At 47.4% G+C, this 12,541-nt stretch carries 3 protein-coding genes, 1 pseudogene and 1 riboswitch; of the genes and pseudogenes, 3 read left to right on the top strand and 1 reads right to left on the bottom strand.

Annotated elements, in window-relative coordinates; all coding sequences use genetic code 11:
• The first annotated feature begins 58 nt into the window (after nucleotides 1–58).
• The 3 genes and pseudogenes from ACQKPA_RS15225 (at nucleotide 59) to ACQKPA_RS15215 (ending at nucleotide 10,603) form a co-directional block, all read left to right on the top strand.
• A complete protein-coding gene (locus tag ACQKPA_RS15225; protein ID WP_427493458.1) occupies nucleotides 59–2,839 on the top strand; it encodes an endo-beta-N-acetylglucosaminidase in 2,781 nt (926 codons plus the stop codon).
• 366 nt (nucleotides 2,840–3,205) lie between these two features.
• Nucleotides 3,206–6,285: pseudogene (locus tag ACQKPA_RS15220) on the top strand (ATP-binding protein).
• Nucleotides 6,286–6,544: 259 nt separating this feature from the next.
• Nucleotides 6,545–6,636, top strand: a riboswitch (cyclic di-GMP riboswitch).
• Between the two features lie 724 nt (nucleotides 6,637–7,360).
• A complete protein-coding gene (locus ACQKPA_RS15215; protein WP_427493457.1) occupies nucleotides 7,361–10,603 on the top strand; it encodes an isopeptide-forming domain-containing fimbrial protein in 3,243 nt (1,080 codons plus the stop codon).
• 131 nt (nucleotides 10,604–10,734) lie between these two features.
• Here the strand turns inward: ACQKPA_RS15215 and ACQKPA_RS15210 are convergent, their stop codons facing one another.
• A complete protein-coding gene (locus ACQKPA_RS15210; protein ID WP_427493456.1) occupies nucleotides 10,735–12,528 on the bottom strand; it encodes a response regulator in 1,794 nt (597 codons plus the stop codon).
• Between the last annotated feature and the right edge of the window lie 13 nt (nucleotides 12,529–12,541).

The raw sequence follows: 12,541 nt of genomic DNA, 5'->3' as shown, positions 1-12,541 counted from the left end.
TTTTAAAGCCGTTTCTCTCTGTCATATCTTGAAATTATAAACTTAGGAGGTTGTTCCATTGAAACGAATCAAACCGGATTATTTAACGAAAGCCCAGTGGAAGCGCAGAATGACGGTATGGATGAGCACGGCTGTTCTGGCTGCGTCTCTGACAGGTTTTGCTGGAGAAGCCGAAGCAGCACAGCCTCACTCGTCATATTGGTATCCGAACACGCTGCTGGAATGGTCGCCGTCCAAGGATAAGGATGCGCTATTTAACCGGGGAACGGTTAAGCTGGAGGATCAGCGTATACAGGGTCATAAGGTAAACCGCAATGCCAAGGAGGAAGTCAAGGTTTTATCGATCGCTTCCATGTATCCAAGCACAAGCGGAGCTCCTTCCCAAGGCTCTGAGAAGTTCCATACCTATACGTTCAGTAATTGGCAGTATATCGACAAGCTGGTGATGTGGGGCGGCTCGGCAGGCGAAGGATTGATTGTTCCGCCAAGCGCCGACGTGATCGATGCGGCCCACAAGAATGGCGTGCCTGTTTTTGGAACCGTTTTCTTGCCGCAAACCGAGCATGGAGGCAAAATCCAGTGGCTGCATGATCTGTTAAAGCAGCGGGAGGATGGCTCCTTCCCGGTTGCAGACAAACTGATTGAGGTTGCTGCGTATTACGGATTTGACGGCTGGTTCATCAATCAGGAGACTCAGGGCGGAACGCCTGAGGATGCCGCCAAGATGGCTGAATTTTTAACATATCTTCAGCAGAAAAAAGCGCCGGGCATGGAAGTGATCTGGTACGATTCCATGATCAAGGAAGGACCGGTGAAGTGGCAGGGGGCGTTGACGGATAAGAACGAGATGTTCTTCCAGGCGGGAAATCAGCGGGTTTCCGACAATATGTTTATCGATTTCCGCTGGCAGTACAAGGATGAGAAGAACGGCAAATACGACTATATTACTCCGTTCCTGAACTCCCCGGCCAAAGCGGCGGAGCTTGGCCGCAGCCCGTATGATCTATACGCTGGCATCGACGTGGAGGCGAACGGCTACGAAGGCAAGTTCAATTGGCCGGTTGTGTTCCCGGACGGCAAGAAAGCCACGACCTCCCTCGGTATTTACCGTCCCGATTGGGCGTTCAACAGCTCCGAAACGCATGAGGAGTACATGAAAAAAGAGCAGATCTTCTGGGCGGGATCTGGAATGAATCCGGCCAATACCTCGCAGCCTGAAGGGACCGATCCGCTCGCCTGGAGAGGGATTGCGAATGATGTGGTTGCCAAAACCGTGCTCACCGATTCCGAATTTGTCACCCATTTCAATACGGGTAACGGCCATATGTTTGCGGTGGACGGCAAAGTGATGCGGAGCAGAGACTGGAGCAATCGGAGCCTGCAGGATATTTTGCCGACCTGGCGCTGGATCACGGAAACAAACGGCAAGGGTGAAGCCCTCAAGCCTGGATTTGATTTTAGCAAATCCTACTACGGAGGCAGCTCGCTTCAGGTGGCTGGTGCCGTAAGCAAAGGCTCCTCTACCCATGTCAAGCTGTATAAGGCGAATATCCCGGTAGAAGCGACGACGGAAGTATCGCTCGTCTATACGGACAATGCGAAGGACGCCAAGGTGAAGATTGGTTTGGCATTCTCCGATGCGCCGGATCGGTATGAATTTTTCGAGCCTGGCAAGTGGACCGCCACGGGTGCCGATCAGGATTGGAAGCAGGGCAGCGTTAAGCTGAACAAGTATAAAGGCCGCACAATTGTGGGAATCTCTGTGCAATTCGAATCAGCCGCGGATATAGCAGATTATCGGGCCAATATCGGACGTCTGGCGGTTACGCGAGTGAACGATCAGGCGAAGAAGCCGCATCAGGTGACCAGTCTGCAGGTCATCGATAATGATTTCCGCGACGGGATATATGGTGATGCGCGCTTGTCTTGGAAGGCACCGAAACAGGAAGAGGACGTTATGTATTACCAGGTATACCGTGTTCATCCGGACGGCAAGTACGAGTTGATGGGCATGACGGGGAATACCGTGTATTACGTGCCGGAAATGAAGCGGCAGCTGAAAGAACAGGCAACCCAAATGGTCGTGATTCCTGTAAACCGTCATTACGAACAAGGAAAAGCATCGTCGATAAGCTTTGACTGGCCGGAATATCCGAAGCCGGTTGCCGCCTTCGAGGCGGATAAAACACTGATCGCACCAGGAGAAACGATACAATTCACGGATCTTTCCTCGGAAGTGACGGAGTCCTGGAGCTGGAGCTTCCCGGGTGGACAGCCAGTGTCCAGTACGGAGCAGAATCCAAAAGTGACATATCCGGAGGAAGGAACGTACGAAGTGGCGTTAACCGCTACAAATAGCGTTGGGGAGGACATGGTTCGGAAGAAGCTCATCACGGTTACACGGGAAGCGGAGAATGGCGTGGGTAACCTTGCCCTTGGCAAGAAAACGTCAGCATCCAGCTTCGTGAATGAGAAGGAAGCACCTGCATTTGCGGTGGACGGTAATGCCGCTACCAAGTGGTGTGCTGTCGGAGACGGACCTCACTCGCTGACGGTGGACCTGGGAGCCGAGCATAAGCTCAGTGAATTCGTGATTAAGCATGCCGAAGCCGGAGGCGAGCCGGCCGCGTTCAATACGCGGGCATTCACCATTCAGGTAAGCTCGGACGGCAAGGAATGGAAGGATGCGGTATCGGTCAAGGACAATACGAAAGCGGTCAGCAGCCATGCCATCGAACTGACCTCCGCACAGTACGTGCGTCTTCAAATAGAGAAGGCGACGCAAGGCGGGGATACGGCAGCGCGGATTTATGATTTTGAAGTACTGGGCTTGAAATAAATCGGATGACTAGAAAGAGCGTTTCCTATAAGGGGGGCGCTCTTTTTTTGTTGTCTATATAGTTTGGGTCCCGTCATAGAATCGCTGTCAAGGCCCTAGGCCAGCCTGTATAGATTTTGTATAGATAGGGTTGTTAATCTGATGTAGGACAATTTTTGGATATTGCACACTTGATACGTGCGGCGGTAAGAGTATTGATTGCAAGGCTGCTGAAATTGATAAATTGAGGGATAAATAATGGAGCAACTAAAAACAACCATTGATGGCATGGAAGTCGTCAATGGTTGTTCTTTCATGGAGCAGTGCCTACATTAGAATGGATTAGGAGAGGAATACTTCTTGGCAAACGACTCACCGAAATACCAAATGAAAAAGAGTCATATGATTTTGTTAATAGGGTTACTGTTAGTCATTCTATCGAGCCTGCGCATGGTGTGGATGGCATTGTTACCTCATCAAGAGCAGGTGTCCATTACGAATGGGCAATTGGATTTGCGTCATTGGGATGCAGAAGATGGCGGCGTTCTCTTACTTGATGGGGAATGGGAGTTTTACCCCTCACACTGGTTGCTGGATGGCAGTCGTCGGCAGCGTGCGTCAGCCGAGATCGATCCAAAGCTGATTTCCGTTCCGGGAGGATGGAATGAGGCTTTGCATAGCGAAGAGCCGACCCCATATGGTTATGCATCCTATCGCCTGCGTATTAAAGTAAATCCGAAACAGAACGTTAATTATAGTATTCGTGTACCCAGCGTACGCACTTCATCAGAATTATATGTAAATGGCCGACTGCTTGCTAAATCCGGGCAGGTGGCGAAGACAAAGGAAGAATATACGGCGAAGAACCTGCCTTATTCTACAAGCTTTACAGCAGACAAAAACGGCGTCATCGATTTAGTGATTCAGGCGGCAAACTATGTGGACAGTCGAGGCAGCGGCATTGCCAGGTCTATTAAATTCGGTTCAGAAGAAGCCGTTGCCAAGGAAATGAAATTTTCCGTTTCCATGCAGACGCTGGGAGCCATTATATTTCTTATGCATTCTGTTTATGCACTTATTTTGTTTCTACTAGGAAATAAAGAGAAGAAGCTGCTTTATTTTTCTTTGATGACATTCTGCATCACACTTTCCAGCGTATTTAGTAATGATGAGAAGCTGTTTCATCAATTGTTTTACATCGGCAGTGATTGGGATTTTCGACTATCCAATGCCGCCTTTATGATCGGATGCTATGCGTTGCTAGAATGTACGAATCATCGTGAGCTCCCTTATTGGCGCAGGATATATCCTGTTTATACCGTAATGAATCTAGGGACTGCCGCGGTTACGTTGTTTTTGACTCCCCTCAGGTGATCATGCTCTTCCCGATGTATTTCCTACTGGGATCCATCGCAGCCGTAATCACGATCATAGCCATCTTAAAAAAAGTAATCAAGGAAATCAAAAGCCATCTGTTACTGCTCTTTTCTATGCTTGCGCTGGTTCACCACTTTCTTTGGTCTTTATTCTGGCGGGAGAGCGGTTTGAGCATTGTCCACTATCCGTTTGACCAGATTACAGCGATAGGATGCTTGGCCGCTTTATGGTTTAAGGGTTATTTCATCATGCATGCTAACACCAAGAAGATTGCCGCAACCTTGCAAAGAGTGAACGACCATAAAGACCAATTTTTGGCAAACACGTCCCATGAATTCAAAAATCCGCTTCATAGTATCCTTAACATGTCACAGTCCGTTTTGAACAGGGAACGACAGTTGTTACAGGACAGGAGTGTCAAGGAGCTCGAAACGGTACTATCTGTAGGGCGTCGGCTAACACTTATATTAAATGATTTGATTGATGTGATGAGTCTGCGGGAGGGCAATCCACGTCTACAGAAAAAAGTCATATCGATTCAGCCGATCGTAACCGGCGTCATTGATATGCTGCAATTTAACGCAGAGGTGAAGTCTGTTAACATTTTAAATCAGATTCCTGAGGACTTTCCTCCCGTTATTGCGGATGAGAACCGGGTGATTCAAATCGTTTTCAATTTGCTTCATAATGCCGTGAAGTATACGAATGAAGGGGTCATTTCAATTCAGGCTTCGGTAGAAGACGGAAGAGCATATATTGCTATTGCTGATACCGGGATCGGCATGGATGAGGACATGCTGAGACGCTTATTCCTTCCGTACGAGCAAGCCAGCGCGAGCGAGACCATGATTGAAGGCGGCTTTGGGTTGGGATTAAGTATAAGCAAGCAGCTCATTGAGCTTCATCGAGGTACGTTAGAGGTGTCCTCTGTTTTAGGAGAGGGCTCGAAGTTTACATTTTCGTTAAAGCTAGCGGATTTGAATGCGGAGGAGGATGAGGGAGATATCTCCCACTCATTTGACCTAATAACATTACAAGCAATGTCCACTCAGGAAACAGCCTCAGCCATTTTGGAAAAAGAGGATATCCCACCAGCGGCAAAACAAACAACCAACATTGTGATGAAACGTGGTCGTCCGGTCCTATTAATTGTGGATGATGATCCTGTCAACTTGCAAGTGCTCGAAGCCATACTACCGCCTGACGATTATGATGTAACGATGGCAACGAGCGGTAAAGAAGCTTTGGCTATGCTGGACACAAAGGAGTGGGATCTGGTCATCTCCGATATCATGATGCCGCAGATGTCGGGTTATGAGCTGACACGAAGAATTCGAGAGCGGTACACGCTTACGGAGCTCCCTGTGCTGCTCCTTACCGCAAGAAGCCAGCAGAAGGATATTCAAAGTGGTTTTTTAGCAGGAGCCAACGATTATGTGACAAAGCCAGTGGAAGCATTAGAAATTACGGTTCGTGACCAATTGCGATTAGAGGCTGCCTGGCTGCAAGCGCAAATCCAACCTCATTTCTTATTTAATGCATTAAGTGCCGTAACCGCTTTAAGTGATATTAATTTGGATAAGATGCGTCATTTGCTTGATGAGTTCAGCAATTTTTTGAGGTATAAATTTAGGTTTCAAGATACGGATGGACTTGTTTCGATCAAAGAGGAGTTGAGTCTAGTGCGCTCGTATCTTTACATCGAAAAGGTCCGGTTTGAAGAGCGGCTGCAGGTGGTTTGGGAGGTAGATGACTGCGAGGAGTTAAAAGTCCCTTTTCTTTCGATCCAGCCTTTAGTTGAAAATGCGATAAGACACGGCATTATGAAGCGCACTCGCGGAGGGGAAATACTAATTCGAATTTCTGTCCATGACACCCTTACAGAGATAACGGTTCAAGACAATGGAATTGGAATGGACGAAGTTCAATTGCAGCGGATATTGGAAAGAACAGCTGATCGCAGCACTGGGGTCGGCCTGATCAATACGCATCAGCGCTTAATGCGGCACTTCGGAACAGGACTTCATATCAAGAGTACGTTGGGTGAGGGGACCAGCATAACTTTTTACGTGCGCAGCGAGACAAATTAAATGTCATTTTATGAAGGGGGATTATTTATCTCGTTGCCTCATCACATTGAACCCGTAGTCCCGAACTCAAAAATGGAAGGAGGTTCTTTATACCTGGTTGACTTCCATCCCGGAGAAGAAATTCAGGTCGAAAAGTGACTCAGTGCTCATTCCAAAGTCGACTTCAGAAGGGTCTGTGTTCAGGCCGTAAGGATTATAGACACAAATAGGAATGAAACGTATAGTAAATTTATACATTTTATCGATAATTTAATACATCGTACGACAATAGCAAACCCACCGAAAGGTGGTGACGCAAAGCTACAGGGGCTAATGTGTAAAGGATGAACACTAGGCTAGCCAGCTGCCGAATACGACGGAAACCTCCGTCCATTTTTTCTGTTTATGTCAATTTGAGACGAAGGTTTTTTTTGTTTTTTTAAGGTATGAAAGATTGTGGTATACCTGATTTGGCAGCTTTGTCAGTTTCCAACTACAGGGGAATGCATATTTTTGAGAGGTAAATAGAAATGGGTTAAAGGTAAGGTGGGGGAGACTTGAGACTTAATTGATGGTTAACGAGATGATCTTAAAGTCTTTATGGAATGGGAAAAAACAGATTGTGCAATTAACGAAAATAATACCGGAAGCATAAGGGGGAAAAACAGTGACGAAAAGGCTTCATTACATAATAACATGCTTAATGGTAGCGCTGCTGATTTCCAGCAGCATACTACCTTCCATGACCCGAACAGCAGCGGCAGCGGAAGGAGATATGTATTCAAGTCAAGTCCCCACGTACTCCTTTAATGGGCAAAAAGAAATTACAGTTTTCGATAAAATCGGGTTTTATCACCTTCAAGCTATAGGCGCTAGTAATGTATTTGGCTATGATGTTTCAAATGACCCTAAGATAAAGGGCAGATATATCGATGCAGATAATGATGCATCGACTTACAGCAGCAGTTCAATGGAATATGTACCTAATGGAAGTGTTGAAGCAGCATTCCTGTATATATCTCCAAATAATATCAAAAGTACAACAGGCACGGAGCTAGGAACTTTTATCCAAGGGCCCAAAGGAGGAAGGCTCTTTTTGGATCAAAGCATAGTTGGTGTATATGATATTACGGAGTTTGTTAAACAAGAAGGAGCCGGACATTACTGGGGGAAAAACCTGGAGCTGAGAAATCCGTTGCAGCTTCCTTGGGCCTCAGACGCTTTAGCCAATTGGGACATCGTATTCGTCGAGAAGAATGAAAATTTACCACCAATGATTACAAAATTAAATTATTACAATGGCATTGTTCCTGCTCCCAATAAAAGCTTCACAGCCACTTTATCCGATCAGCCTATGCTCACAAAGCAAGCGGGTAGCTTAAAGGGGAGTATGGTTGTTGGTGTATACGGTGGAAATCGAACGATCATCAATGACCAATATAAAATGACCGCATTTAAAGATAACCAAATCCTTAATGACGCGTATGTGAGTGATAGTACTAGAGAAGAATTTAACTTTTGGAATGGAAGCATTACAAAAAACGGACAAAATGTAAGTACAAGAAATCCAGATCGAACGCCGGCTAACACGGATATATATAACTATGATTTTAACGGTTCGCCCTTTTTTCCAGCAGGGTTAGATCGTGTAGATCATACGTTTACCGCAGAACCTATAAATTCTAATAGCACTAGCACCGATGCGTACCTCCCGCATTTTTGGGGAGTTGCATTAGAAGTCATTCCTCCTGAATTAGTAGTGAGCAAGAATGTAAAAAACAAAGAAGACAAGCCCTATTATGAAGTCGGTGACAGGGTTGTATATTCAATTGTTGCGAAAAATACGGTAGATGGCACCGTGGCGAAGAATGTAACCATCGAAGATGAAATACCTGAAGGGTTAGAGCTTATCGATGGAACTATACACGCAAGTCATCAAGCAGTTCCCGAAAGCAATAATGGGAAAATTACGGTGAACTTCGGTCATGTAGCTGATACTGACGAGCGCACGGTTACGTTTGAAGCGAAAATTTTAGATAGTCAAGCTGGTAAAACGATAAAGAATGTCGCCAATGTAAAAAGTGGTGGCTTAGATCCAGTAACGGCAGAAACGGACTTCACCGTTAATAAGAAGCCATTGTTAGCGTCGGGCAAGACAGTAAGCATTGAGGAAAAAGCACCAGGCAACTTGGACGCGCAGCATGCCGAAGTGGGAGATACGCTGCTGTATACCATTCAGACCCGAAACACGATCACAGATAGCACGGTGAATAATCTCATTATCTCTGATGCAGTTCCTGCAGAGCTGAGATATGTACCAGGTAGTTTAACCGTAGATGGAGTATCTGTTACGGATGCCAAAGGAGACGACAGCGGTTATTATGCATCAAGCCGAGTTGTCGGCGAATTTGGCAGCGTCTCGGATATGAACTGGCATACGGTTCAATTTAAAGCGATCGTAGAACCAGGACAAGCGGGTAAGGATATTATCAATATCGCGACTGTAGGCGGCGATAATATCAACACGCCGGACAGACCTCGAGTTGAAGTGGAAGTATACCCGAGGAATCCGTATATCGAATCGGAAAAATTTGTAGCGAACTCGAATGTAACCAAGGCTACGTATGAAGTCGGGGACACCGTTTCCTATACGATTCGTGTGAGAGGTGTGGTCAACGATACTTATCTGGAGAATCTGACGATTACGGATACGTTACCGGCAGGCTTGAAATACGTGCCGAATAGCTTAAAGGTGGACGGTGTATCCGTCACCGATGAGAATGACAACGATGCCGGTTATTCTGTAACAGGCGAAGTGTACGGCTCATTTGGCAATGTTAAGGGAACGGATTGGCATACGCTGCAGTTCCAGGCTATCATTCAAACGGGACAAGGCGGTCAGACGATCCAAAACACGGCGCTAGTGGAGGGTGACAATATTGTTCAGCCAGGCGAGCCGACAGAGAAAATTGTCGTTGAGCCGGAACCGCCGGTAGATCCGCCAGTCGACCCACCGGTTGACCCGCCGGTCGATCCTCCAGTAGACCCAGAACCACCAGTAGAGCCACCTGTCGACCCGCCAGTCGATCCAGTCGATCCGCCGGTTACCCCGCCGGTAGATCCGGGTAACGGAGGCGGAGGCGGTTCAGGCGAAGTGCCGCGTTCTCCTGTCGTTGAATCCGAGAAAGCTGCAAAGGATTTGAACGGAGGCAACATTGAAGTCGGGGATACGGTCGAGTATACGATCCGTGCCCGCAACACGGTTTCCGGCAGCCAAGTAACGAACATGGTGGTTTCGGACAAACTGCCTGCTGAACTGGAGTATGTAGCAGGTACATTGAAAGTAAACGGTGTTTCGGTAACGGATAACGCTGACGGTGACAGAGGCGAATATGTGAACGGTACGGTTAAAGGAAGCTTTGGAACCGTAACGGATAATGCTTGGTATACGCTGGTGTTCCAGGCGAAGATTATCAAGGGCGAACATGGGGACGTCATCAAGAATGTAGGTGAAGTGAGCGGAAGCAACCTGAATGTTCCGAGCCGCCCGAGCGAAGAGATCACAATCAACGATCCGACTTCTGTTGATCCGGCTCCTGTCCTGGAATCCGGGAAAGAAGCGAAGGATCTGAACGGTGGAGCGATTCAAGTTGGCGACGTGATCGAATACACGATCCGGACGCGCAACACCACCCCGAACGCTGTAAAGAATTTGAAGATCTCAGATGAGCTCCCGAGTGAACTGAAATATGTGACAGGCAGCCTGAAAGTGGACGGCCAATCCGTAACGGATGCCCAGGATGGCGATAAAGGCTCCTATGTCGACGGTAAGGTTAACGGACAGTTCGGCAACATTACGAATACCGCATGGCATACCATCGTTTTCCGGGCTGAGGTGATTGCGGGGCAAGCCGGCGAGACGGTCCGCAACGTAGGTGAAGTAAGCGGGGATAACTTGGTCGAACCGTATCATCCATATGAAGACATCATCATAGGTGGTGGAAACGGAAGTAATCCAGGTGTCCCAGGAGATACGAATGATGGTTCTTCCGATAAGCCGAACAATCCGGGTGGGGAAGATTCGGATACTGAATCTCCAGATTCCAGCCAACCCGGCGGATCAAGTGGATCCGATGAAACGGATGTATTAGGTGAATCGGAGGAACCTGGCCAATCTGGCCAATCCGATACTTCGAATGACTCGAAGAATGTAGAGTCCGGGGACAAAGGCACAGGTAACAAGTTGCCGGATACAGCTACGAATATGTACAACTATGTAGTGGCTGGGTGCATCATTCTAATTGCAGGATTATTCCTGCTAAGAAGAAAAAAAGCATAAAGAGAAAGAGTTGAAACCAACAATCCCTAAGTAATCTTAGGGGTTGTTGGTACTTGAATAAATATGAAGGGACCGGAGGAAATCCGGGCCCTTTTAGTTTTATATATGGATTTAATTACTCCATCCAGCGCTCATACGATATTCTCGGATCGCGCCATTTGTATGGCTTCTTCCCGATTGTTGACACCTAGCTTGGAGTAGAGAATCGAGCAGTAGTTGCGGATCGTACCCTCCGATAAAAATAGCTTGGCGGCGATCGATTTGTAGCGCAGTCCGCTCGATAGATTCTCCAGAATCTCCATCTCGCGTTTCGTAAGCCCGTACGGGTAGTTTTCCTGACTTGAGCCGATTCGTTCCAGCTGCTCACGTTGACGCTTCATCTCTTCGAATACTTGTGCGGCGACCGATTGGTCAATCCAGGTTCCTCCGTTATAAATAAGTTTCAAGGCTTCCTTCATTTCCCGCGGATGAATCGACTTCAGGATGTAGCCTTCCGCCCCGTGCTCCAATGCAGTTGCTGCCTGCAAGGAATCCTCAAACGTAGTCATGAGCACAACCTTCATATTAGGCCATCGCTGTTTCATCTCAAGTAAAGCTTCAAGTCCGCCCATTCCCTGCATTCGAATATCCATTAACACGATATCCGGTTGGGTTCGCTCACAATGCTCCAATGCTTCCCGTCCGTCCCCAGCCTTACCCACGACGATAAACTCGGCATGCTGTTCCAAATTATGCTTTAAGCTGTCCGTAATGATCGTCTGGTCATCAACGATTAGCAGGCGGATCGTGTCATGCACTGGCTCATTCTGCAGCGGAATATTACATATGACGATAGTGCCTTGCCCAGACCCGGAATGGACGGATAGCGTGCCGTTAAACAGCTCAAGTCGTTCCTTCATCCCATGAAGCCCAAAACCGAATTGGATGTCATCAATTCCAATGCCGTTATCTTCGATCTGTAACCGAAGCTGCTGACTATCGAAATGCAGCTGGACGGTTATCACGCTCGCCTGGCCGTGCCGAACGGCGTTGGTTAGAGACTCCTGTAGGCATCGATATAGACTAAAGTTTATTTTTTGCATAACGAGAGTCTCGCTGCCAATCACACGGAAATGGACGGTTATACCTGTCGATTTCATAAACGCTTCGCTTAACTGCCACAGCGATTCACTTAAGGAATGGCTTAATGTGGTATGAGAGAGCTTGTGCAGATGCTTTCGAATATCATCCAGACTATGCTGTGCGATACCGATGAGCGAATCGATCCTCTCGGTTTGTGAATCCGGCACGGACGATCGCAGTGATTCGACGCCGACGATGAGCGAGGTAAGCGAATGACCAATCGTGTCATGCAGCTCATGTGACAGTCGGCTGCGCTCCTCCATCAGCGTAAGCTCCTCGATCCGCTTAATATGCTGCTCCAGCAGCAGCTTCTGTTCTTGAATAATTCGGGATTGCTTATGGGACTGAATTAATATATTAAACGCGAAGCCGATGGCAAATCCAAGGCTGCAGTTAACGATAAACTCGTACGGGAGGCGATCAGCAATCCAACCGTTCAAGATCGGGAATATGATTCCACAGAGGATTCCTGTCCACACATAGCTTTTTCGACTGCTCGTCAAGCTGATAATCATCACGAATAGAACGAAAGACCATAACAATCCCGGCGCTGCGTAGGCTAAATAGAGATGGAACAAGCCCGCTGTTGCGACTTCGACTGCAAGATAACGTTCTTCTTTTTTGTAGCGGACCGTTAGCGGAATGAGGTAAACGGCCAAAGCAAGCGAAAGTACAGCCCCAACCGGCGCATCGATCAATGACGGATTGACAAAAGCAGTGCTTACGATAATAACCAGCCACAGCGTTCGTAGGGCCACAAGTAACCCATCATACCAGAACCATTTTTTCATTATGGAGAACACGGATTATGCACAC

Source organism: Paenibacillus sp. NPDC093718 (genome assembly GCF_050279985.1).
GTDB lineage: Bacteria > Bacillota > Bacilli > Paenibacillales > Paenibacillaceae > Paenibacillus_AQ.
The sequence above is the reverse complement of the archived record's forward strand: the minus strand, read 5'-3'. Positions and strand labels throughout refer to the sequence as shown.